We start from the raw sequence: 23,391 nt of genomic DNA, 5'->3' as shown, positions 1-23,391 counted from the left end.
TCGGTTCCGGTTGCTCCCGTAGCACCTGTGACTCCATCGGTTCCGGTTGCTCCCGTGGCACCTGTGACTCCATCGGTTCCGGTTGCTCCCGTGGCTCCGGTCGCTCCGTCGGCTCCATCTATACCAGTGGCTCCCGTAGCTCCGTCGGTTCCGGTTGCTCCCGTAGCTCCCGTAGCTCCGTCGGCTCCATCGGTTCCGGTTGCTCCCGTAGCTCCGTCGGCTCCATCGGTTCCGGTTGCTCCCGTAGCTCCGTCGGCTCCATCGGTTCCGGTTGCTCCCGTAGCTCCGGTCGCTCCGTCGGCTCCATCTGCTCCCGTGGCTCCCGTAGCTCCGGTCGCTCCGTCGGCTCCATCTGCTCCCGTGGCTCCCGTGGCTCCGTCGGCTCCATCTGCTCCCGTGGCTCCTGTTGCACCAGTCAGACCGAGTTCTGAAACGATTGCTTGAACGATGTCTGCAATGGCTCCAGTCGTTCCAGTGGGCACTTCTAAACTCACATTGGCAGAACCAGGGGTTACCGTAATGTCTAACGTATTGGATATAAAGTTAATTGTATCTCCGAAACCGAGTGGAACCGTTCCGTCAGCTCCTGTATTCCCTTGAACCACGAATAAGGTTCCACCTGTAGCAAAAGACCCTGTCGGTCCTTGAGGTCCTTGTGGTCCAAGAGGTCCTGTGCCCCCTGTAGCTCCAACCGCTCCCACTGATCCTTGCGGTCCCTGAGGTCCCGTGCCCCCTGGAGGTCCAGGAGGTCCTCCCGATGACCCTGTGGTTCCAGGCGGTCCTTGAGGTCCCGTTGGTCCCCTTGTAACATCTGTGCCTAACACATTTTCTAACTTCTCGTTTAAAATCCACTCTTTCTTTCCGATCACATTGATCGTGTCACGAACACTTGCATTAATCGTAAGTAAGTCCGTAATCGTAGGTTGAAAGCTCGTTGACACTCCAGGGAGGGTTCCGAGAACGTATTGAAGTTTTTCCCCTTCGGCATTAATAATATGGCTAAGACCTAGCTCTTCTAGTGCAATGGATGACAGTAATAGGTTGACTGCATCTTCTCGGGTAATCGAAATATTGGGTGAAATATTAGGTATATTTGCCTGTGACATATCTTCACTCCTTAATTCAAATAGATAAATGCCTTTATCATCTATATTCACATTCATCGATATAGAAACCCATTCACAGCCTAATTTTTAAAATATAAAGCCCGATAAAGCTGATTGTTTTTTTGGTTCGTGACTTCCTATACTCAAAAATAAATTGAATCCAGTTGTTGAAATATAATCATTTTCAACAACTGGATTCAATTTATTTTCGTGCACGATTAATGTAATCGGAAGACTGGATTTTAACGAGAAATTAGAAAACTGTTAGACACAGACAATACCTCCGACTATCAAAATACTATTTGTAAAAGATATATCTGCTTTTACTATATTCCACCTTGAAAAGAAATATGTCCTGACACTTCGCCGTAAAAGACAAGCGCCTTCTCCTTGATCCGATAAAAGGTAGATTTCTCGATATTCACTTCGCTTTCGATAGCCCGTCGATCTAGCTTTCAAAATATAACTTCCGCACAAGATTTCTTTGTTCTTGGTGCATCGTAGCTAAAATATTTCTATACGTTGTATACGGCTCTCTAGATTTATTTTCTCCTTCTCCAACTTCATTCGCTGACAAACGATCTGGAATGTGGATCACTAGTCCCTGATGTTTGGACGTTTGCGGTTTCCTGATGCTGTTTAGAGCCTTCAAAGAAAGCATCTACTAGTTGATATTCTATTTCCACCAATCGGGCTTTCCATTGCCTAAAACGGCGTAGATCATGCTCAATTCTTGCTTTAATCATCGGATCAATCATTTTCTTCCGCCCTCGCACCATGAAGTAGTTTTAACAAAGTCTCCACGGGTAAAACAGCCAACCAGCCTTTAATAATAAAATTTATATTTGATTTATATACAGAAGAAAATGGAAGATTAGGCGCTCGAAAAAGGTACGATTGATGTACAGAGCCAGTTAACCAAAGGCACATCCGTGATAGTATCTATTCCTCGTCAGACTGTCCAATAACCAGATACTTGATCTACTCCGTTACTCAAATACAGCATAGAGGGTGCTCGTTGCCCTACCGTTATAGGTCTTAACACCAAAATACCCTCCCTTCACAAATACGCACCAAAGAAAACATATGACCTAATTAAACTTCATTCCCAATACGCCAAATTCAGCACCGACAACCTAGAGACAACCGAATTAAACATAAACACAACTGAGGGAGACTTTAAAATAAAAAGATTCAAAGGAAATAAAATAACCGGAAACTCAGCCTATGTAATGAAAAAGTACATCAAAGAATAATGAATCGTCAGCGTCTATGTATGAAAATATCAAGTCAATCATAATGCCTTTCGATTAGGCAAGTAGCACGCAAAGAGAACTCAATCTCCAAAAGCACGGAAACTGAGTTCTCCTATTTTCTTCCTATATACGATCCTTCTTCGGCACATTCCGGTAAAACTCGTGAAACAACTTAATCAACGCCCGCTTCTCAATCCTCGACACATACGAACGCGAAATTCCTAACTCCTTTGCAATCTCACGCTGCGTCTTCTCATCTTCATTCATCAAACCAAAGCGCCAACGAATCACCTCTTGCTCACGCTCATCGAGGATATGGATATGGTTATAAATCTGGGTCTTTTCAATTTTGAGTTGCACATGCTCGGCTACTTCATCCCGCTCTGTTCCAAGGATATCGATTAGGGTTATTTCATTTACACTGGGGGTTTATCTGTGTTTGTAGATAATCTATCTACCAATTGTTTCGGAAAATAAAGTAAATCTCACAGTTTTGTTGGCATTGGAATAACAGAAAACTAACCCATCTTTAACTAGTTGGGTTAGTGATGATTAATTATGCCTTTTATAGCTTTTATTCTTCTATCGTTACACTTACTATTTCCTAGTCGTATCGTTCCTCGTCTCGTGATCCATTGACAACCATAGGCTTAAAATCAATTGCTTCAGTTCATCTATTCTTATACTTCTTTCTTCTTCCGTGATTCTAGGAGGAACTAGATGAATCGTTGTTTTTCCAATTTTATATGTTACATCGGCTCTCTCATCTTCTTGCAACGTTCATCACCTCGATAAACTGTATGCAGAAAACAAGGAGTTTTGACATATATTTATATCCATAGGAGGGTTTTTTATGGATAGAGTCGCGATTTATCTACGAAAATCACGTGCAGATCTGGAAGCGGAAACACGCGGTGAAGGAGAAACCCTTGCGAAACATAAGAAAGCATTGCTTCAGGTGGCCAAAGATCAAAACCTACATATCGTAAAGATCAGACAAGAAATTGTATCCGGAGAAAGCCTCATCCACCGTCCGGAAATGATGGAATTACTAAAAGAAGTTGAAAACGGGCTCTATAATGCCGTATTGGTTATGGATGTAGATCGATTAGGTCGCGGAAACATGAGGGAACAAGGCTTAATTCTAGAAACATTCCAAAAGGCTAACACGAAAATTATTACCCCTCGTAAAACGTATGATCTTCGAGACGAGTGGGATGAGGAATATAGTGAGTTTGAGGCTTTCATGGCTCGGAAAGAGTTAAAAATCATTAATCGGCGCCTGCAAGGTGGGAGAGTCCGCTCGGTAGAGGAAGGCAATTATATCGGCACTCGTCCTCCATATGGATATGAGATTCAAAGTGACAATAAAAGCCGTTATCTGGTTCCAAATCCAGAGCAAGCACCCGTGGTAAAGATGATTTTCAACTGGTATACACATGAGGATCCAAATAAAAGGATTGGGTCTAATAAGATTTCTAACGAGCTAAATGTACTTGGCTATAAGACCTATCTTGGAAACCCTTGGAATAGTTCTAGTGTACTAAATATCATCAAAAACGCTGTATATGCCGGACGAATCCAATGGAAGAAAAAAGAACATAAAAAAACAGCTGATCCTCTCAAACGCCGTGAAGTCAAGACACGTGCTCAAAGCGAATGGATTGATGTTCAAGGAAAGCATGAACCATTGATCCGTATGGAAACGTATCAAAAAGCACAACAAATCTTAAAAAAGCAATATCATGTCCCTTATCAACTTGAAAATGGAATCTCTAACCCATTAGCCGGATTAATGAAATGCGCAAAATGCGGCTCCTCTATGGTCTTAAGACCTTATACAAATCAACTTCCTCACCTCATGTGTTATAAAAAACAATGCCAAAACAAAAGCTCTAGATTTGTATACGTAGAAGAACATTTAATTGAAGTATTACATACTTGGCTAGGTCAATACCGTTTAACATGGGACAAAAAAGACCGCCATGAGAGCTCTTCTTACAATATCGAGCTCACAGAAATGACTCTACGAAACCTTCAACAGGAAACACGAAATCTGGAAAGCCAAAAAGGTAGATTATACGACCTGCTAGAGCGAGGAATTTATGATGAAGAAACCTATATAAATCGCTCTCAACACATCGCCAACCGGATCAGTGAAATACACCAAGCATTAGAAAAAACGCTAATCGACCTCGAAGAAGAACAAGATCGAGCAAAAACACAAATGGATATCATACCCAAAGTAGAATATGCCCTAGATATCTATCCCCTCCTACAAGATGCCAAACAAAAAAATGCCTTACTAAAAGGCATTTTAGATCACTGTACGTATGATAAGGAAAAGGATCAATGGAATAATGAATTCACACTAACTGTGTACCCCAAGCTCTAAACCTCAATGACTTAACAGTATACTTGACCCCTCTCTCCTAATCTTACTATCTCTATTTTTTAGAATAACAAAAAGGGCATCGTAAGAACCAATCGTTCTACGATACCCTTCTATCTTATTTACCGAATTTAGCAAATGCATAGTCTAGCAGCTTTTTAGTCTCTGTAAACCGAGCATCTTGTGATTTTGTTCCCATCACCACTGTAATAAAACGTTTTCCTTCTTGTTCAGTGACTCCAGTAAAACAATATCCTGCCGGAGTCGTAAATCCAGTTTTTAGACCTATGACCCCTGGATAAAATTGATCAAGCCCAGGTAACATACGGTTCCAGTTGATCACCTTTTTCTCCCGCGGCGTTCCTTTATAGAAGGTATATTGCGGAGTAGACACGATATTCTCAAGTTCAGGATGCTGTTGTAAGAGTGTCCGAGCTAGATTTGCTGTATTTTCCGCAGACATGACATGCTCACCATCTACATTAGGTGGTTCCTTATAATCCGTCATATTTAAACCTGTTGCATTACGAAAATGGGTTTCATTGAGATTTAATTCCTTGGCTTTTTGATTCATCTCATGGACAAACTCTGTTTCTGTTCCAGCCACATGTTCAGCTAAAGCCGCAGTTGCATCATTAGCCGAATAGACAGCCATTGCCATAAAGAGCTCTCGAACAGACATCTTTTCGCCAGCTTCTAATTCAATTTGTGACTCATCGATCCCAGCTGCCCGAGGACTTACTTCTACGGTATCATCCCAAGAGAGCTTACCATTCTTAATCCGATCTAATATAACAAATTCTGTCATCATTTTCGTCATACTAGCTGGAGGACGAGGCTGGTTCACAGATTTCCCGTATACTTGTTGTCCTGTTTTAGCATCCATTATGATATATGATTCAGCTTCCACATTTGGTTCAGAAACCGTTTGAGGATCGATTGTATAGGTAACCAGTAATTTCGGTCTTTGGGTGACATTATCCATATAATCACTAGATCGGAACGATTTACGATCCTGTGTCTCATCCTCATATTGCAAGGAAATACCGTTGTTAGGAGTTTTGTTACTATACCAGTCTTTACCTAATTCCGTGAGATCCCAAGAATACTCTCCAGCACCGCCTACAATACTTTGATTCAGCTTCTGTCCAACGCTAGGTTGCTCATTCCAAGTAATCCCCTTGCTAGTCCAACTAGATGTAACCGGGTGTAGGTTAACGGGTTGTTGATGAGCTGTTGAGTATTGATGTAAGGAGAATTTAACCCCAGTAATTTGTGCTCCCTGGATAAGAGTAGGCAGATCAAATTTGATAAAGGAACGAGTTGCTCCATAATCAGCATGAGTTCCCGCAATTAAAAATGGAAATACCTGATAATTCGTTGTTGGATTCTTGCTAGAAACTAAGTTATCATAAGTGGATTTAGCTCCTTGAACACCAACTGTAGGATCAATGGTGATAGGAAAGACCCGTTTCGGATCTTTGAGCCATGCTTCATCCGCTTTTATGTCCAGATACGTTTCTGTTCCACTGTTACGAATTTCTAGCTTTACTTCCTGAGAAGAAGCATCATTCGCATCGTACATGAAGGGACGTGGGATACTGAAAAGTAGAGCCCCTTTCGGATCCACAAATTGCATAGAACCATCTTTTTGAGGAACTGGTTTTGCATCTTTCATCTGGATGCCCATTGAGAATGTAGATTGATCAGAATATCGATGTAATTTCCATTCTTCCTTCACACCAGCAGAATCTATATGATAGACGAGATCAGTGCCTGGATATACACCCGGGTAACTGAGTTTATTCCCTTCTTGTTTAACCGGAACGGCATCCTTCCCGATGTAACGAAAGTCTACCTTAGAGCCCCCTTGCTCGAAGCTAAGAATTTGGGGTGCATCCGATTTTTTAGCAAAACCAAATCGTGCCTTCCCTTCCTCTACATAAATCATCTCATCTGAAGTTTTAGCGGAGATGTTCTCTTTCTTAGTTTGATCAATATCAATCCATTTCCCATTTTTTTGAACATGAATAGGTTCTAAATATTGCTCCGTTACAAACGTTTTACCATCTTTTTTCTTAAAGGTTTTCGATGTTTCTGTTCGCTTATCCACTACTTCCGTTTGATCATTCATCTGTTTTGAGCTTGAAGCAATAGCTTGAACAGGCTGATTATTCAGAAATAGTAAAACCGCAAGAATAGAGAAGAATAGAACTAGAGCCTTTACATTTTTTGATCTCAAACAAAACACAAGAAAAACTCCCTTTCGATATAGATTGTATATTCGGTCAATAATAAAAACCGCTTTGTATCTATGGGTCTTTAGCTGATATTGGTGTGGCTTGGATGCTTGTACATACAAGAATGATTCCACTTGCGAACCAACAAATTATTTTCTTTTTCATGTGTTAAATATAAATCAAAACATGCTTAAAATCAATAAAAATATTTTGTTATAAATATAAATGGATGTAATTAATTTGTGAACAATGTAAATGGATGTAATCAAAATTTTTTGTTAAAACTAATATTATGTTATAAATGTTTACTAATTAAAGGGAAGTAACACTAGAAGAACCGTATTTTTCACTTCGTGTAGTGAAAAATACGGTTCTTCTAGTTTCTATGTCCTTAGCGTATGAAATCCGCTTTCCTACTCAGTGACAAGTGCAAATGCAAAGCCGTCGTATCCTTTACCACCTACTGTTTGAATGGCTGTTGAAACCAAACGGGGTTCTTTGGCAATCATCTGGAATAAGGTCCTAGTTGCTTGGATACTAGAATCTGTGCTGTCTCCGTCAATGATTTCTCCTTCACGAACAACATTATCGAAGATGATCAGGGTTCCAGGACGTGAAAATTGTAAAGCATACTGTAAGTAGTGAGGGTTGTTAACCTTATCCGCATCAATAAATATCATATCAAATATTTCATATTGCTCTACTAACTTATCCAAGGAATCGAGTGCTTCTCCCACTTGGATCTCGACACATGCAGAAAGCCCCGCACGGTCAATGTTGGACTGAGCCACTTTGGCATGAATCGGATCCAGTTCTAAACTCACCAATCTACCGTTTTCAGGTAGAGCACGCGCTAACCATATAGTGCTATAGCCACCGAGAGTCCCCATTTCCAATATGCGCTGGGCTCCCTTAATTCTCGCAAGTAAGTAAAGCATCTTTCCTTGATTAGGAGCTACATCAATGGATGGTAAGCCTGCTTCCTCGTTGGCTTCTAAGGCTTTTTCTAGCACTTCATCAGATTGCACAAGTAGATTATAGATATACTCGTCGACTTTGGACCACTTTGTTTCGATATCATTCATGTTTGCGTCATCCTTCCAACAATAAATTAGCTAAGCTAACTATATGACTAAAAAAATTTACACATTGTGTAAGCTGTCAGCCATTTAAACGAACAGTCCACACTCCTGTAGTAGAGAGAATGTTTCCATCAAAACAACCCTTCTGTAATTAGTTAACCTAGCTAATTAATAGTATAATGATGAGAAAAAGGAATGTCAACAGAGAAAAAATAGTGGTCCCTTCTAGCTTAGAGATACGTAAAAAATACCTAAAATAAACCGACTTCTTAGCCTACAGGAAGTCGGTTTATCTGTGTCTAAGACCTTGTCTGAAACTAGACATTTACAGTAGAGCGACAGAAAGTCACTTTTATGCTTCAGCGTTCTACTTATTATGGGCTAAATCCCTTTTTAGTACGTCCCAAATAGGGTTATTTTGACGTATAGGTTTTCCATCTTGATCCCATTTGATTTTTCCGGTCCCTAATTCATAATCCATACCAGTCCAAGTGTCTTCACGAAATGCATAGAAAGACTTGTGCCAACCATGTTGATTAAAGATAGAGATTAAATCTCTCATGTATTGCGGGGCTCCTGGAATAGTACGATTAATCCCGAATTCCTCAGCCATAATTCGATTGGCAGGAATATGATTGCTCTGAGCCCATGTTTGAATAGGCTGTAAGAATGTGTTCAACTCATTTTTATTCCACATGATCGGTTTTTTATTTTCTCCCACCTCTACAACTCCGGGGTACTTATACTTCTTCTCTTGACTTTCACCCTGGCTTGTTAATTCATAGGGCTCATACATATGAAAGGCATAAAGGGTTTTATCATCGTTAACTGGTTTGAGATATTTGAACGCCCAAGGAGTTGCATACAAACCTGAATCCAAAATAACAGGTGTGTCTGTATCTACTTTCCGAATGGAACTCACAACTTTTTGATAAAACCGGTTTAAGTCAGCAGTTGTTCCTTTTACCTTGGAATACCATTTTTCGTAATCCTCTGTCCAAAAATCATTGAATTTATTTTTCTTAGATGTTTCTGGATGAGGTTCATTAATAATATTGTATCCAACGACAGCAGGGTGATCTTTTAGTTCTAAAGCTAAGTCCTGCCAAAATTGACTGGCTTGTTCCTGATATTTTTCTTCTTCCCAGATTCGATCATCATTTTGGTTGTTATTAAATTGACGCCAACGATCTCCTGGTAATGATAGCATGGTAAGAACCACTTTTATCCCCTGTGATTGTGCTACATCTAGATCCTGCTTTAATTTTGCTAGATCTTCTTTTACTAATCCTTGATAGTTATCCGCATTTCCTATCAGAAAGTCCTTTCCTGATCGATCCGGTTTGTCCTCGAATAAGAAATCTCTATCTTTTGCCCATTTATCTGGAGCTAAACGTACATATTCAATTTTAGCTTCTTTTGCTGCTTCGTAACTTTCAGGCAATGAAGTGCTATTCATAAAGTTAGTGCCTGTCCGTTTCTGATTCCAGAAATTGATTTTGGACTCTACCTTTTTATTGGGCTCAGCCCTCACCGCTATGCCTTGTATTCCTAAGCTCATAATTCCTATCAACGTGATTCCAAGTATCGTTTTTTTCATGATTCGCCTTCCTTTCTAGATCATCATTTCTCATTTAGTATAGATGGCCGATGTGACACGAACGTTACAACTAAGATGGAGTTTTTTTATGGTGTTGACAGATTGATATGAGACCTATATATTATCACTACAGACTACTTAGTCGGTAATAAACAAGAAGTGAGTGGATGTCAATGGAAACAAGATACGGGCTTCAACCGAAGATCCCCTTTAGCTTCAAATCTTTAGCAGGGTTTCTCCTTATTTTTGTCATTTGGCAAGGCGGCGCACTTATGTGGGTCAGCCTTATGAATATGTTCATTCCTGCTACTCGCTCTGGATTTCCTAGCTTTATCACACTTTTTTTATCTTTTTGGTTTTTGATTCTCGGTGTCTTTCTAGTCACCAGATATTTTTTCAAGATTTCGTTTCGAGCCTTTTTGTTTGAAGAGAAAAGACCTGACCTCCGTAAGTTTACGATTTATTTTTTCTGTTACTTTTTAGCCTTGATCCTGTATTTGCTTATCGATCTAGCGGTACATCCCCAATCTTTTACCTTTCATTTCAAACCACTTCCATGGCTAAGCGTATTCCTTGTCGCTGCGCCATTAATTCTACTCCAATGTGTTGCTGAAGAAATTTTGTTCAGAGGCTATATGTACCGGATGTTCAGATCACTAAAAACTGGCGCGTTCTGGTCCATTTTCATCACCTCCATCCTATTTTCCTTGGTCCATGGCTTTAACTCTGAAATGCTAAACAATGGGATTTGGGGACCTTTATATTATCTAATGGGAGCCTTCCTTCTAGGAATCGTCGCTTACCACACAAATGGTCTGGCTGCTCCCATCGGAATCCATTTTGCGATGAACCTGTTTAATTTCACTATTTGGGGATATGGTACATCGACAGCTGAAAGTATGGGCCTGCAAAATTTTGTTTACCGCCACACGTTAGACATGCCCTTTACATTCTTGGGGATTCTTACTATCGTTATCACATATGGCGCTTTTCAACTTTTCAAGGATAAAAGAAGCCGTTCGTACGATTCTGGGAGGAATTTATGACGAGAAAACGATTATCAGCAGATGAATCCAAAAAAATAATCCTAACCCATGCCAAGCAATTATTTATTGAAAAGGGCTATGACCGGGCTACGATGGACCACTTATGTGCATCGACACAAATGAGCAAAGGAAACCTGTATCATCATTTTAAAAATAAGGAGGTACTCTTTCTCCAATTACTTAGCCAACATGCTGCAGAAACCTCGCAAAAGTGGCTTCATTCACTGGAGAATTCCGCATCTCCCAGCGAACAGTTACTTGCCATCGCAGGCTTACTCGGAAGAGATTGTGAAAGTCCCTTACTCCCTGCAATTGAGGAGTATGGCAGGACACTTTCTAGTGAATCCGAGAGTCTGGCAACATTAAGAGAAATTACGAATATAACCTATCGTGCAATACAACAAGTGCTACAAAAGGGGATCGAGAAGGGCGAATTTATAGACGAAGATATGGAAGGCCTTAGCTTCGCAGTTATGTCGGCATTATCTGGTGCAACACAGCTTTGCTTGGCAATGCCCCACTTAAGTGGTGACGAATATGCAGCTCTGCATACCAATGCGATCAGACTACTATTAAAGGGGATTTCCGTTACGACACGTTAAATTCCTAGCATGGCAAAAATACCTCTCCCCTACCTTTAGATTCATCATTGACGTTTAAAGAAGCTATCCAATGAAAGAAATTACTCTCAATGGATAGCTTCTCTGTACCTATTTCCCCTGTCAGACAGTAACAAACAGCGCTGTAATATACATCACTACAATACCAGTCAATAATCCAGCTACACCCACAGGCGTCAAGAAAGTCGCCCGATTCGATTCAGAACGTTCTAAGCGGAACACTTGTATAACCACTTGGAATATCGCCCCCGCTCCGATGGATAGGAAGATGAGAGACCAAATGGGAGAATAAACAAATCCACCAATCCAAGTACCTAGTATCGCAGGAACACCACCCATTGCTCCCAAGATAAGCAAATGAATAAATAAATTCGATCCCTTTGTCTTCTCACGGGCAACAGGAGCTACAATCGCTAAGCCTTCCGTAATATTATGCAGGGTGAATCCCATAATGAGAAATGCTCCCATCGCTACATTGCCTAGTGTAAAAGCAGCTCCAATTGCTAATCCTTCTCCTAAATTATGAATCCCGATCCCCAAGGCAACGAGATACGCTACTGTTAATTTTGCCTGATAGCTAGCTGGATCTCCTTGGCGTGCTTCCGTATAGGAGCTGATTGCACTTAAAATGAGAAAGCTCCCCAATCCCCCTAGTAAAATAATACCGACTCCTTGAAATGCTCCCGGAATCTGATCAGCTAGTTCAAATGCTTCATTCAAAGAGTCGACTCCTAAGAAGATAAGTAGCCCAATCGTAACAGCCAAAACGAAAGTGTAGCTCTTTCCACCTAACTTCGCTACAAATGGCTTCCATAACATTCCTAATAGGACCGGAATCACTCCAACAAAGAGACCGATAAGTGCATATAAACCAAATGTAGCAGGGGTTGCTTGTGAAACTTCCATGGCAGCTGCAATCTCACCCGTAAACTTGGCTCCTGTAGAAGTAACCAATGTTACGACATAGGGCTCTCCTTCTACCCAGTGGAACGGAATGGTGATGTCTGATTGATCAAAGCGGCCAAGTTCCGACTTAGAAACATCTGCATTCCACATAGCATCATTTACCGTTACCTGAGCAATCGTAACAGGATCAGCTCCCGTATTCGTCACTTTTGCTAAAATCTTCCCCTCTACTACCCATACACGATCAAAACTAATCTCCTCTAACGGAATATTGGCACGAGGAATGAGCCGATCTATCCCTGAAAACAAACCGACGATCATCAAAGCAAGTAAGACAACCGGAAGCAAACCTAAAAACCATTTCTTTGAAGTACTCATCTCATTCTTTCCCCCTATTCCGTTACCTCAAATAATCCCATCCAACCTAGCTCCGCAAATTCGCTTTGGTGGGCATGAAACATATATTTACCAGGGAATTTATACGAAAACTCCAAAACAGACCGCTCTCCCTGACATAACATCACGGTATCTGTAATTTCATAGTGGGTTAAAGACGTGCCCGTCCGGTACAGTTTGAACATATTTCCATGTAGATGGAAGGAGTTAATCAAGTCAAACTCCGTAACATTTACCAAGTAAATTCGAACTTCCTCCCCTACTTTTAGCTGAATGGGATGATCTAGAAATGCATTTGCCAAACCATTAACCGTATAAAACTCATTTTCACCATCAAAATCTGTATCAAAGGCATTCATCACCATAACGAGCTCTTTCATCTTCTTTCTCGGCTCTTTTGGATCAATAATAAATGCTCCATAAAGTCCTTTTTCAATATGCTTTTTCAATGGCATGGAATGACAATGATAGAGATGAAGACCAAAGGGTTCTGCCGTAAACTCATAAGTAAAACTTTTACCCGGTTGTACAATTTCAAACGATCCATCCATATTGCCAGGATGAATTCCGTGAAAATGAATGGTGTGGGGATGAGCACTCCCATTATCAAACTTAATACGTAGTAAATCTCCCTCTGTGGCTCTAATTGTAGGTCCTGGTGCAGTTCCATTGTATGTCCACGCTGGATAAAACACACCGGGAGCCACTTCTATCTCATTATCTTGCGCCAACATTGTGTATTCTCGTAGAGTTCGACCATCTGGCAATTTACTGACTTTTCCATAGTCAAATGTAGTTAATGCTTGTTGTGCAGATTGATACGCGTTCGCAGAGGCCTTTTTATTCATGGAATGTACTTGATCCATACCACTACCACCATGGTTAGAGTGATCATGGGGATTCGATGCATCAGCCATATGGTCCTCACCTCGAATCCATTTAGGAAAGAGCCATGTAGCCATACCTGCTATGCCCAGAGCACCACCTATTCCTGCCTTCAAAAACTTACGCCGGGAAAAAAAGGATGAAAAAGTTTCATCAGACCCATTTTGTTTGTCTTTATTCATAATGTTTACCTCCTGCAACTTTTAGGTCAAAAAATGTCAGTTCTTCATTTTCCCTAAAGAACGAACCTTTGTTTTGCTCAATTAAATTATACTCGATTGATATGAAAAGTGCACTTGATTTCTAGTGATTTCGGGTATTTACAGCAGAATGATGGTTTAACTCGGATAAATCTTTATCTGAAATCGTTCTAATCTTTACATAATCTTTATCTCTTTATTCTATGATCTTCCATAAGCTATCTCTGGCATAGCTTACGGGAAATATGTGTAGAACGATCATTCTAAATCGCCAGAGAAGAGAAAAGGGGAGATTCATTATGAAAAGTACCACTAAAGTATTCGGAGTAATCGCTACCCTAGCACTTTCTATTACTACCTTCCACGGTGTTTCATTCGCATCGGATGAAGGAACTGTACCTGAGAAAGATATGCACAAGTCTGAAACAACGAAGCATTCAACATCAGATAAAGGAAATCTATCTGAGAAAACGAAGCAAACCACATCGGATAAAGGAAATATCACAAAAGAGAACAAACCCGCTACTAAAACGGATACAGCACAATCGAAGGATGTTAAAGGCGGAAAATTACCAAAAACCGCCACTAATTATCCTATCGTAACCGCAGTGAGTGCGGCAGCTTTGCTGGCTGGTGCTGGTATTCTCGTGGTTCGTCGCCGTAGACAAGCACAAGCACAATAGGATCGTTTTCCTGTTCGTCCATGCTCCAATCCTCCTAAAACCAATAAAGGAGCTATCTCTGCATTCAAAGAGATAGCTCCTTTATCCTGATTTACACTAATGTTGGTAGATGTACTTTCGCATCATATTCTACGAAGCTTTCCCCCTGTTTCAACCGATGAACAAAATCTGGGTTAGCAATTAACGGTCTGCCAAACGCTGCTACATCGATTGTTCCTTCCTGCAATGATTTTTCTGCCTCTTTCGGGTTCAAACTACCTACCCCTACCATAATTCCATCCCAATATTTCCTTACTAATTGATGAAAGTTCTTTCCATCCGAAATAACTCGTGTATAATCCATCGTCGAAGGATGAATCATCGTTAATCCAACTTCTTTGAACATCTCTACAAAAGTTTTAACCGCTTCTTCCGGATTGTCCCACATATAAGCAGGATTATCGCCTTTAAAAGCCGAGAATCGTAATAAGGTTTTGTCTGCTCCAACCGCTTCGATCACAGCCTGAACGACTTCTTTCATAAATGTTAACCTCTTTTTTAAATCACCGCCGTATTGATCGATTCGCTTATTTGCGAATTCATAGGTAAATTGATCGATTAAATATCCGTGCGCACCGTGAATCTCTACACCATCAAAGCCAGCTTCCACTGCATTTTTTGCAGCTTGCGCATACTGATTGATTACTTCCTGTATATCTTCAAGTGTCATTTCTTCCGGTGTATCATATGGCTTACGAAAGCGTGGAACATCTCCTTTTGCCGCAATCGCTGAAGGTGCTTGTGGCATTTGTCCACCAGCTAGTTCATGATGACTCATACGCCCCACATGCCATATTTGAGCAATAATCGTCCCACCTTCTTTATGTACTGCTTCTGTAACGGGTTTCCAGGAACCAATTTGCTCTTTTGTGTAAATACCTGGTACTCCTGGGTTCCCTTTTGCTCTTGGGCTAATAACAATCCCCTCTGTAATAATTAAACCAATACCATCAGCGGCACGCTTTCGATAATACTCAACCACCTCAGAACCCACTACACCAGTCTCATCATTTGCAAAACATCTCGTCATCGGCGCCATCGCGATACGATTACGAAGAGACCAAGATCCAACTTGAATCGGATCAAATAACTTCGTATCCTCAATGCTTCCCAAAGAACCACCATCATTTATCTTGGTTCCTTCAAAAATACTTGCTACTTTATGATTTGAATTTGTCATCCTGATTCCCCCTTTAATATAAGAAGCAACTCCTATGCTGGATAACCACCACTAGGTGGAGGCCACGAGCCTAAAAGCCGACGCATCACTACAATTTCACCTAGGTGATAACTATTATGAGAGGCAATGTTACGCAAATGCTCAGCTCGTGTCACATCTGGATATTTTTCCAAAGGCTCATCTAATTTCATTGTTTGCGTGATTGTACAAGCTTGTTCTAATCCCTGTAAGAAGTGCTCGATAACCTTTTGCCATTCTTCTTGATTTTCAGCGTTACTTTCATCCGGCCAACTCTCCTTTACATGAGTAGGCAGCTTCGGTTGTTCTCCTTGGAGACCTAACAAAAGAAAATCTTGCCAATATATCATATGTTTTAATAATTGATAAATCGAATAAGGGATTCCCTCTATATGCTTACCTGCCAATTCCCAACCAATGTCCGATAAAGCATTCGCAATCGGAATATGTCCACGCTCTCCCTTTAGTGATTTTAATAACGCTCGGACAAATGCTTCATTTGATTGTGTCATCATGTTGACCCTCCTATCTATATGAAAACCCCAGCATTTCTTTTTCAAATGGGGCAAGCGTTGCTTTCGCATTCATTTTTTTTACGTCTCAGACTTCTTTTATGTTGTTTTTAATTCTATTTAGTATATCCAGTAGTACATCTAGTTCCTTTTCATCAAAACCTTTTAGGATAGAAGTAACAAAACGTTGCTTTTCTTCTTGATACGAACTAATTTTTTGACGTCCTTCGTCAGTAAGGCTTACCAGAGTGATTCTGTTATCACTTGGTTTTTTTCGTCTTACAATCATTTCTTTTGCTTCTAGCTGTTTTAAGTGCCGTGTGATGGCAGCATTGTCAATATTCATCACTTGTTGAAGGGCTTTTTGACTCACTTCATCTACTTGATAAAGATGATGTAGAAGCTCAAGACGTGACTGACTAACGCCCGTACAACCTTCAAATTTCGAACTGATTTCTTTGTTGAGAAAATGTAATTTATATAAAATAACGGCTTCCTTCGAGCATGAATTGGTCAATTCTTTCCCTCCTTTATTGGTGTTCAAAAACAGTTGATGCATCAATATTTGATACATCAATTATATTAGCTCAATGAGATGTGAAATGCAAGTATTGACCTCAGAGTAATGGAACCAAAATGGAGAATACGCATTATTGACAATAAAAAAATAAGCAGTGATCATCATACATCACTGTGAAAAAGCTTAACCGCATCGTCTCAGCTACATGCGGTGAATATGGTTCTTTTGGGTAGTCCCACATTCCTATTCCTCTTGGGTATCATCTTCAAATCGATATTCTAAGATGTCTCCTGGTTGACACTCTAATACTCTGCAAACTGCCTCTAAAGTGGAAAGCCTAATTGCTTTTGCCTTTCCATTTTTCAATATAGAAAGATTGGCCATCGTGATTCCAACCTTCTCCGACAGCTCTGTGACGCTCATCTTTCGTTTTGCCAACATCACATCGATATGAATGATAATTGCCATATTCTCCACCTCAGACCGTCAAATCATTTTCTGATTTTATGTTAATCACTTCTTGTAGAAGCCGTTGAACAATCGTAACAAAAACGGCGACAACTGACGAAGCAAAAACGATGATGAGTCCCAATAATCCAACAGGCGGGTCAACTTTCTTCGCTATAAAATGAAAGAGTGGCAAGCCTAATACGTACAAACCACTGATTGTAATCGCACAATACTTTATGTTCTTTAACGATTTTACAGCTAGTTCCGAGAATGCCGTGTTTTCGTCAATGAACCGTAAAAGTTTGAAAGCTTGATATAGAGCGAAGTAAAAAGCGATAGCCGCTCCATACATCACGATGAAAACGAGATACTTTATGGGAGCAATATCTGGATACAGTTTTGCTGCGAAATTCGCCATATTAGGCACTAAAAATATACATAGAGCAAGAACGGGTAGTCCTATTATAAAAACAGCTATCTTTAAAATGAGTGTTGATACTCGCTTCATAAAAAGCACCTCACTTGATTAGTTACATTTGATTTTAAACTCACATTTATCGTTAGTCAATAAATAATTATCTTTTCGAATTACATTTTTATTGCTACTCTGTGATTAGCAATCCCTATATTAAGTAGGTCTCGACAGTACCTTGACTCAAAAATGCGATTTATTTCTTCAAGCGATTACTTTGAGGTTTATCGTAACCCTGTGATTATGCCTTTTACAAGTGGGTAGAGGCAGTCATCAAAGTAGAATAGTTTCATTATTTTAAAATGATTGACTTATATTACTAGTTTGATTTAAGATAATTTTATTAATATAAATATTTATTTAGGGGGGATATAAGTGGTAGGCTTCTTAAGAAGCAATGTCTATGCAACCTTCTTGTTAACGGCGATTCGTTTATATTTGGGAGTGACCTGGATACAAGCGGGTTGGCATAAGGTGACGAGTTCTTTTACAGCGCAAAAATTTTTAGTCGGAGCAGTACAAAAGTCCGCTGGAGACTTCCCGAGTGTACAGGGTTGGTGGGCATGGTTTTTAAAAAATGTAGCAATTCCTCATGTAGACGTCTTTGACTTCTTAGTATCTTGGGGAGAGCTTCTTGTTGGAATCGGACTAATCGTCGGTCTGTTTACAACATTTGCTTCGCTCATGGCGATCATGATGAACTTTGCATACTTATTCTCAGGCACTACTAGTCTCAATCCACCCATGATACTATTGACGATCTTTTTGCTTGTAGCAGGATTCAATGCAGGTAGATGGGGCTTAGACCGGTGGGTAATTCCTGCTCTATTTATAAGACATAAACAAGGTGTACCCGGAGTGAAACGTACAATTTAATTCGTCCATACGCGGATTAAATTGATATCCTAAATAACCGAACATAATGAATACATTTCACTGAGTCTCTCAAATCTTCTTATTATGAGGGCTCAGGTTTATTTTTATTTTTAATACTTCGATTACAAAATAAAATACTTGCATTTTGAATCTCATTGAGTTAAATTACTTGATGTATCAATCATTGATATATCAAGTAATTAACAAGAGCATTCATGAGGAGGAAGAGAATGACAAATGTATGCCTTAAAGACCCGACTTATTACTAGATATGCTTAACCACATTCAAAAATATAAATACTAACTATGAATAGGAGAATGCTATATGATTACTGCACCAATCAAACAACAAACAAATGACTTTAAAGAAATTTTAGTAGGACGTCGTTCCATTCGCACCTATGATTCATCTGTAAGAATAACGAAAGAAGAAATGGCAGAAATTCTTACTGAAGCAACCCTTGCTCCTTCTTCCGTTAATATGCAGCCATGGCGATTTCTTGTCATTGAAAGTGACGAAGCAAAAGCAACCCTCGCTCCACTTGCACGCTTTAATCAAGCTCAAGTTGAAACATCTTCAGCCATGATTGCCGTATTTGGCGATCTAAACAACTTTGAATATGGCGAGGAAATTTACAGTAAAGCAGTTGAACTTGGATACATGCCTTCAGAGGTAAAAGAGGGCCAAATGAGCAGGCTTACAGCCCACTTCTCAACGTTGGATCCTCAAGTTAACAGGGAGACAGTGTTGATTGATGGTGGACTGGCGGCTATGCAATTCATGCTTGTAGCACGCGCGCATGGATACGATACATGTCCAATCGGTGGTTTTGAGAAGGATAAAATTGCGGAGGCATTTGGCTTAGATAAGGATCGGTACGTACCCGTAATGCTTATTTCAATCGGTAAAGCAGCTGATAGTGGTTATAAATCCGTTCGCCTTCCTGTTACTAAAATTGCACAGTGGAAGTAATTTTAAAGAAATAGAAATGAGCACATTCTATATACTACAGTGCTCATAGCATCGAATAACGATGGCATCCCCTTTTCTCAAAAGTTTTGATCTTAGATCAAACACAAAAATCTGAGTGAGTACTAAATTGAAATTTACTTTTATATAAAAATGAACCGTTTCCATCTTCGGATCGGTTCATTTTTATATTCTAACTTAGCTACTACAATCTGGGATCTTCTAAAAGCCGCTCAATTTCTTCCTTATGACTGGTTTCATTCGCAATCATATCTTCTAGTTTTAGTTTTAATTCGATTTCTTGAAGCACTTCTGCTTGTTCCATCCGCTTTATATATCGAGAAACAGTGTCTATTTCTGCTTGCAAAGTAATTTGCAGCATCCCTTTTACATCACGAGTTGTCTGAACAGGTGGAGCTGTTAAAATAGGGTCCCCACCAAGAGCAGCAATTTTCTCTGCTAAGTACTGGGCGTGTAGCATTTCATCTTGTGCTTCTCTTAAAAAGAAGTCCTTTAGTGTTAGCCGAGCCAATCCCGATACAGTAGAAGCATTATAGATATATTGATGAATCGCTCCCAGTTCGTGGGCTAGATCTTCATTAAGTCCATCGATTAGTTCTTTCCGTTTCACATCCATGATATGGGCTCCTTTATCTGTGTTAGTTCTTTTTTACAGTACCCAATTGTTTGAAAATCATGCAGAGGTGCTATTCCTATTTGAACTCTATACATAGTAGAGGTCTGTCATTGCAGATAATATATGAAAAAAGGAGTGATGAGATTGAAACACAAATTCATTTTGTATATACTCTGTTGCCTTATGCTTTTTACGACAACTGGCTTTTCCCATCCGAGTCAAATTCCAAATCAAGAATATTTACATGAACGGGCTTTGATTGGAACCTTAAGCCCATCTATCTATAATGCAATAGCAGGATACTATGGTAGTACAAAGTTGTTTGATTCAGAGAAAATGATAAGCGTGGAACAATCTCCTGCTGGTAGCAATATCTATATTGTTAAAGTACAAGTTACCACATTTGAAGGACCACAAAACCCTCCTTATGGAATTGAAACAGTGACCCTGCGGGTAGGATTTCAAGGCATCACTGTTATTAACTTTCAACATAGGGATAAAGCTTAAGACCAGCACTAACATTAGGGCTTAGTACAGTGGTCTAAATAGTGAAATTGGTATCGTTAAAACACAGATAAAGACCTAGTGTAAACTCATTGCCTTCCTTATCCGTCCCAATCGGATCGTGGAGCGATACATCCTTACGTGCTTTTTTTAGGGACCGTAGGTGCATCAATATCTCCATTCTTATAACAACAGTGGTGCATATGTTCCAATGGTTCCTTTTACATCTATATACGCTAAAGAAGTTTATTTTCCTCTCCCTCTGAAAAAACAATCATAGGGAGCTCCACTTAGATTGGGGTAACAGACTGAATAAACGAACATGGTACATCCGTTACTCCACCATCACTAAGGCGTACACTGATACTGTTCCTAGTAATTCTGACCAATCTTCCTCTAAAGTCTACACCTCTATCTGGTTTCAACCTTACGAAAACTAACCTATTCAATAATTCTGGCGATACACAACCATTAGTGATTAACGTAACAGACTGAATAAACGAACATGGTACATCCGTTACTCCTCCACCATTCAGGCGTACACTGATGCTGTTATTAGTAATTCTGACCAATCTTCCTCTAAAGTCTATTCCTCTATCTGGTTTTAATCTTACAAGAACAAGTTTATTTAAAAATCTACGTGGTGCACAACTCATAGACATCTCACCTTTCCCAAGTTTGTCACATAAATCATGCTATAGTGTATTAACGGTAAAGGAGTATTGATATAGCCTTCTGCCTTGTTGAAAAAAAGAGGGCACTCCCTCCCTTGAACGATTTGATAACGGATAGATCATTAATCCAGCCATATATTAGAACATTTTACTCCTGTAGAAATGTTGGATTTCATTACGAAAAAACCAAGAGGATGATATCCTCTTGGTTAGACTGTAGACCTGTCTAGAAATTAGGCATTAATAGAAGCATGTCTCCATCCACTAAAACGTATAAATCTCCACCCGATCCTTATACACCAAAATCTCTCTTACAATCTGCCTTGTTAATTCCCTCTTATCTTCAAATGCAAGATTATCCGTTCCCTTTTGAAGATAATATTCGGATGCTTGTTTAATTAATTCAAATGAATATTCCAAGTCCGTATGATCTTCTTGTTTCTCTTTCAGTACAGCTAATTTCTCCACCAAATCTTCTTCCTTCTGTTTTAGATCTCGAATCTCAGCTCTGATCTCTTCTTCCAAATCTGGTTCTTCATTAAACAACTTAAACAATCTCTTTCTCCCCGACTTGATCTTCGTTATTTCTTTTTCCATACGCTCTATCTCTACTTCATCAAAGGATTTAAACGTTTCATCCCCGGCTAATTGTTCTGCTGCCGATGAAATCTCGTCAGGTTGATTCAACCATGCTACGATTTGCTCCCACACTTGTTGATCTAGCTCTTCACACTTAACTTTCCTACCACACCCAGAATGTTTGGCTCCAGAGTAATTCTTTCTATCGGTATACTCCGCAACCTTCTTTCCCCAGTTTTTTGATACTCGTCCAGTCATCGTATTATGGCACTCTCCACATCGTAATAGCCCGCTCAACAGGTATTGATTTTTGCTTTGCTTCGTCCACCTTCTTCTTGATTCGTTTAGCAATCTTTGCGCATGAGAGAAGGTAGCATCATCTATGATTCTAGGGCAATTCATCTGAATCCATTCTTCTTTAGGCCTAATACGGGCTGGAATACGATCCCCTGCTTCCCTGTGCTTATTAGCTAACATCCCTTCTGTATTCCAACGATTCTGATAAAATTCACCGATATATGCCTTATTCATAAGGATCTGTCGTACTACTTGCCTATGCCATACACTACTTCCTTTTTTCGTGGGAATCCCTCGATCTGTTAAATACTTCGCAATTCCGTTAATCCCTTTGATTTCATGAGGGGTCGTAAACATATGATAAATAAGCTTAACCACTCTTTCTTCCTCTTCATTCACTATAATTTGTTCTGTCTGCTTATCATAGTTATATCCATATATCTGGAAATCCCGGAGAACACGGCCTTGCTTAGCCTTCGCGCGCCGTCCCCTACTCATTCGTTCATTAATCTTCGCTTTCTCAAATTCCGAAATTGCCCCTCGCATACTATAAAATAAATTTCCTTCTGGTGTTTTGGCATAATCTCCATTTATGAACACTAGATCCACACTACGCTTATCAAACTCATCTGTTATTAACAGCTGATTCATCAGCTTACGAGATAACCGGTCTGGATCAAGGCAGATCACTTTCTTGATGATTCCATTCCGAACGTCTTCTCTTAACCTACCTAATGCAGGTCTGTCTAGGAACTCGCCAGATATCCCTTCATCTATGTATTCCATCACTTCCGTAGTCATCGCTTTCTTCCGGCACTCGGACACCTGATCCTGAAGGCTGAACCCATTTTTCGCCTGTTCCTCGGTACTCACCCGTGCATAGATTCCGATCAATGTTGATATGCTCCCTTCTATATAAATCAATAAGGTATTGATAGCTATCCAACCTAGTTTGATGCGCATAATCTCCTTTAATCATCATCACATGCATCTTAGCACCCCCTGATACATGGGTATGCCAACACTGCTTGTCAATTTGAACGAGTTTAAGAAAGAAATTATGCTCCGAGAGTTTCTTAACTAGAGGAACGCGTTCTGGATGTGATTAAACGATACGGAGAGGGGCATGAAGTAAGTAATATGATGTTGTTGAGCCAACCGGCTTAACCCCCGAAATATTGAGTGGATCTCTCTTATTCTCTGTAAATCGCAGATTTAGATATTATTCATTTAGTGTGTTATACATTCACG

The 23,391-nt window shown here is 40.0% G+C and carries 21 protein-coding genes and 1 pseudogene; 7 read left to right on the top strand and 15 right to left on the bottom strand.

Annotation, left to right across the window (positions count from 1 at the left end; all coding sequences use genetic code 11):
- The 3 genes and pseudogenes from J2Z48_RS15130 to J2Z48_RS15120 form a co-directional block, all read right to left on the bottom strand.
- Positions 1-1,106, bottom strand: a 1,106-nt coding sequence (locus J2Z48_RS15130; protein ID WP_503128557.1) for an alpha-helical endospore appendage domain-containing protein, incomplete at its 3' end; no start/stop codon positions are given.
- 563 nt (positions 1,107-1,669) lie between these two features.
- Positions 1,670-1,864 carry a hypothetical protein gene (locus J2Z48_RS15125; protein ID WP_307254879.1) on the bottom strand — a complete coding sequence of 65 codons (195 nt, stop codon included), beginning with the start codon at positions 1,862-1,864 and terminating at the stop codon, positions 1,670-1,672.
- Between the two features lie 621 nt (positions 1,865-2,485).
- A pseudogene (locus tag J2Z48_RS15120) lies at positions 2,486-2,779 on the bottom strand (sigma-70 family RNA polymerase sigma factor); the annotation flags it as partial.
- 436 nt (positions 2,780-3,215) lie between these two features.
- On the opposite strand from J2Z48_RS15120, the gene J2Z48_RS15115 reads away from it, so the two are divergent.
- Positions 3,216-4,757 (top strand): recombinase family protein, encoded by a 1,542-nt coding sequence (locus J2Z48_RS15115; protein ID WP_307254877.1) that lies wholly within the window; start codon positions 3,216-3,218, stop codon positions 4,755-4,757.
- 115 nt (positions 4,758-4,872) lie between these two features.
- On the opposite strand, the gene J2Z48_RS15110 is transcribed toward J2Z48_RS15115, so the two are convergent.
- The 3 genes from J2Z48_RS15110 to J2Z48_RS15100 all read right to left on the bottom strand — a co-directional run bounded on the left by J2Z48_RS15110 (position 4,873) and on the right by J2Z48_RS15100 (position 9,676).
- Positions 4,873-7,005 (bottom strand): DNRLRE domain-containing protein, encoded by a 2,133-nt coding sequence (locus J2Z48_RS15110; RefSeq protein ID WP_307254875.1) that lies wholly within the window; start codon positions 7,003-7,005, stop codon positions 4,873-4,875.
- A 402-nt stretch (positions 7,006-7,407) separates the two neighbouring features.
- Complete coding sequence (locus J2Z48_RS15105) at positions 7,408-8,079, bottom strand: O-methyltransferase (RefSeq protein ID WP_307254873.1); 672 nt, start codon at positions 8,077-8,079, stop codon at positions 7,408-7,410.
- Positions 8,080-8,443: 364 nt separating this feature from the next.
- A complete protein-coding gene (locus J2Z48_RS15100; RefSeq protein WP_307254871.1) occupies positions 8,444-9,676 on the bottom strand; it encodes a glycoside hydrolase family 5 protein in 1,233 nt (410 codons plus the stop codon).
- A gap of 167 nt (positions 9,677-9,843) precedes the next feature.
- Here J2Z48_RS15100 and J2Z48_RS15095 point away from each other — a divergent pair, with 167 nt between their 5' ends.
- Entirely contained in the window at positions 9,844-10,722 is an 879-nt protein-coding gene (locus J2Z48_RS15095; RefSeq protein WP_307254868.1) for a CPBP family intramembrane glutamic endopeptidase, read from the top strand.
- Positions 10,719-11,324, top strand: coding sequence for a TetR/AcrR family transcriptional regulator (locus J2Z48_RS15090; RefSeq protein ID WP_307254864.1), 606 nt, complete (start codon positions 10,719-10,721; stop codon positions 11,322-11,324). Before J2Z48_RS15095 ends, J2Z48_RS15090 begins: the two co-directional genes overlap by 4 nt.
- A 120-nt stretch (positions 11,325-11,444) precedes the next feature.
- Here the strand turns inward: J2Z48_RS15090 and J2Z48_RS15085 are convergent, their stop codons facing one another.
- Together J2Z48_RS15085 and J2Z48_RS15080 are read right to left on the bottom strand one after the other, a co-directional pair.
- A complete protein-coding gene (locus J2Z48_RS15085; protein ID WP_307254863.1) occupies positions 11,445-12,626 on the bottom strand; it encodes a ZIP family metal transporter in 1,182 nt (393 codons plus the stop codon).
- 14 nt (positions 12,627-12,640) lie between these two features.
- On the bottom strand, positions 12,641-13,711 hold the full coding sequence (locus tag J2Z48_RS15080) for a multicopper oxidase domain-containing protein (protein ID WP_307254861.1): 1,071 nt from the start codon (positions 13,709-13,711) through the stop codon (positions 12,641-12,643).
- A 317-nt stretch (positions 13,712-14,028) separates the two neighbouring features.
- Between J2Z48_RS15080 and J2Z48_RS15075 the strand changes: the two genes are divergently transcribed.
- On the top strand, positions 14,029-14,412 hold the full coding sequence (locus tag J2Z48_RS15075; protein WP_307254859.1) for an LPXTG cell wall anchor domain-containing protein: 384 nt from the start codon (positions 14,029-14,031) through the stop codon (positions 14,410-14,412).
- A 91-nt stretch (positions 14,413-14,503) separates the two neighbouring features.
- On the opposite strand, the gene J2Z48_RS15070 is transcribed toward J2Z48_RS15075, so the two are convergent.
- The 5 genes from J2Z48_RS15070 to J2Z48_RS15050 all read right to left on the bottom strand — a co-directional run bounded on the left by J2Z48_RS15070 (position 14,504) and on the right by J2Z48_RS15050 (position 17,639).
- A complete protein-coding gene (locus J2Z48_RS15070; RefSeq protein ID WP_307254857.1) occupies positions 14,504-15,631 on the bottom strand; it encodes an alkene reductase in 1,128 nt (375 codons plus the stop codon).
- Between the two features lie 32 nt (positions 15,632-15,663).
- Positions 15,664-16,161: a DinB family protein gene (locus tag J2Z48_RS15065; RefSeq protein WP_307254882.1), complete on the bottom strand. Its 498-nt coding sequence runs from the start codon at positions 16,159-16,161 to the stop codon at positions 15,664-15,666.
- 88 nt (positions 16,162-16,249) lie between these two features.
- Entirely contained in the window at positions 16,250-16,678 is a 429-nt protein-coding gene (locus J2Z48_RS15060; protein WP_307254856.1) for a MarR family winged helix-turn-helix transcriptional regulator, read from the bottom strand.
- A 246-nt stretch (positions 16,679-16,924) separates the two neighbouring features.
- Complete coding sequence (locus J2Z48_RS15055; RefSeq protein ID WP_307254854.1) at positions 16,925-17,149, bottom strand: helix-turn-helix domain-containing protein; 225 nt, start codon at positions 17,147-17,149, stop codon at positions 16,925-16,927.
- A 10-nt stretch (positions 17,150-17,159) separates the two neighbouring features.
- Positions 17,160-17,639, bottom strand: coding sequence for a DUF2975 domain-containing protein (locus J2Z48_RS15050; protein ID WP_307254852.1), 480 nt, complete (start codon positions 17,637-17,639; stop codon positions 17,160-17,162).
- 339 nt (positions 17,640-17,978) lie between these two features.
- Here J2Z48_RS15050 and J2Z48_RS15045 point away from each other — a divergent pair, with 339 nt between their 5' ends.
- Together J2Z48_RS15045 and J2Z48_RS15040 are read left to right on the top strand one after the other, a co-directional pair.
- Positions 17,979-18,479: a DoxX family protein gene (locus tag J2Z48_RS15045; protein ID WP_307254851.1), complete on the top strand. Its 501-nt coding sequence runs from the start codon at positions 17,979-17,981 to the stop codon at positions 18,477-18,479.
- A gap of 325 nt (positions 18,480-18,804) precedes the next feature.
- Entirely contained in the window at positions 18,805-19,452 is a 648-nt protein-coding gene (locus tag J2Z48_RS15040; protein ID WP_370872937.1) for a nitroreductase family protein, read from the top strand.
- Positions 19,453-19,654: 202 nt separating this feature from the next.
- On the opposite strand, the gene J2Z48_RS15035 is transcribed toward J2Z48_RS15040, so the two are convergent.
- The gene (locus tag J2Z48_RS15035; protein ID WP_307254850.1) at positions 19,655-20,086 is read right to left on the bottom strand and encodes a ferritin-like domain-containing protein; all 432 of its coding nucleotides are present in this window, start codon (positions 20,084-20,086) and stop codon (positions 19,655-19,657) included.
- A gap of 144 nt (positions 20,087-20,230) precedes the next feature.
- On the opposite strand from J2Z48_RS15035, the gene J2Z48_RS15030 reads away from it, so the two are divergent.
- Positions 20,231-20,593, top strand: coding sequence for a DUF3888 domain-containing protein (locus J2Z48_RS15030; RefSeq protein WP_307254849.1), 363 nt, complete (start codon positions 20,231-20,233; stop codon positions 20,591-20,593).
- 935 nt (positions 20,594-21,528) lie between these two features.
- Here J2Z48_RS15030 and J2Z48_RS15025 read toward each other — a convergent pair.
- Positions 21,529-23,034, bottom strand: coding sequence for a recombinase family protein (locus tag J2Z48_RS15025; RefSeq protein WP_307254880.1), 1,506 nt, complete (start codon positions 23,032-23,034; stop codon positions 21,529-21,531).
- Between the last annotated feature and the right edge of the window lie 357 nt (positions 23,035-23,391).

This window comes from Croceifilum oryzae (assembly GCF_030814315.1).
Lineage (GTDB): Bacteria > Bacillota > Bacilli > Thermoactinomycetales > Thermoactinomycetaceae > Baia > Baia oryzae.
This window is presented reverse-complemented; position numbering and strand designations above follow the sequence as displayed.

Excerpts from the sequence above, each read along its gene's own strand:
- J2Z48_RS15055 (WP_307254854.1), bottom strand. The coding sequence starts at position 17,149 with ATGGCAATTATCATTCATATCGATGTGATGTTGGCAAAACGAAAGATG.
- J2Z48_RS15035 (WP_307254850.1), bottom strand. The coding sequence starts at position 20,086 with ATGGATGTGAAACGGAAAGAACTAATCGATGGACTTAATGAAGATCTA.
- J2Z48_RS15090 (WP_307254864.1), top strand. The coding sequence starts at position 10,719 with ATGACGAGAAAACGATTATCAGCAGATGAATCCAAAAAAATAATCCTA.
- J2Z48_RS15100 (WP_307254871.1), bottom strand. The coding sequence starts at position 9,676 with ATGAAAAAAACGATACTTGGAATCACGTTGATAGGAATTATGAGCTTA.
- J2Z48_RS15105 (WP_307254873.1), bottom strand. The coding sequence starts at position 8,079 with ATGAATGATATCGAAACAAAGTGGTCCAAAGTCGACGAGTATATCTAT.
- J2Z48_RS15075 (WP_307254859.1), top strand. The coding sequence starts at position 14,029 with ATGAAAAGTACCACTAAAGTATTCGGAGTAATCGCTACCCTAGCACTT.
- J2Z48_RS15070 (WP_307254857.1), bottom strand. The coding sequence starts at position 15,631 with ATGACAAATTCAAATCATAAAGTAGCAAGTATTTTTGAAGGAACCAAG.
- J2Z48_RS15125 (WP_307254879.1), bottom strand. The coding sequence starts at position 1,864 with ATGATTGATCCGATGATTAAAGCAAGAATTGAGCATGATCTACGCCGT.
- J2Z48_RS15085 (WP_307254863.1), bottom strand. The coding sequence starts at position 12,626 with ATGAGTACTTCAAAGAAATGGTTTTTAGGTTTGCTTCCGGTTGTCTTA.
- J2Z48_RS15050 (WP_307254852.1), bottom strand. The coding sequence starts at position 17,639 with ATGAAGCGAGTATCAACACTCATTTTAAAGATAGCTGTTTTTATAATA.
- J2Z48_RS15095 (WP_307254868.1), top strand. The coding sequence starts at position 9,844 with ATGTCAATGGAAACAAGATACGGGCTTCAACCGAAGATCCCCTTTAGC.
- J2Z48_RS15115 (WP_307254877.1), top strand. The coding sequence starts at position 3,216 with ATGGATAGAGTCGCGATTTATCTACGAAAATCACGTGCAGATCTGGAA.
- J2Z48_RS15080 (WP_307254861.1), bottom strand. The coding sequence starts at position 13,711 with ATGAATAAAGACAAACAAAATGGGTCTGATGAAACTTTTTCATCCTTT.
- J2Z48_RS15040 (WP_370872937.1), top strand. The coding sequence starts at position 18,805 with ATGATTACTGCACCAATCAAACAACAAACAAATGACTTTAAAGAAATT.
- J2Z48_RS15065 (WP_307254882.1), bottom strand. The coding sequence starts at position 16,161 with ATGACACAATCAAATGAAGCATTTGTCCGAGCGTTATTAAAATCACTA.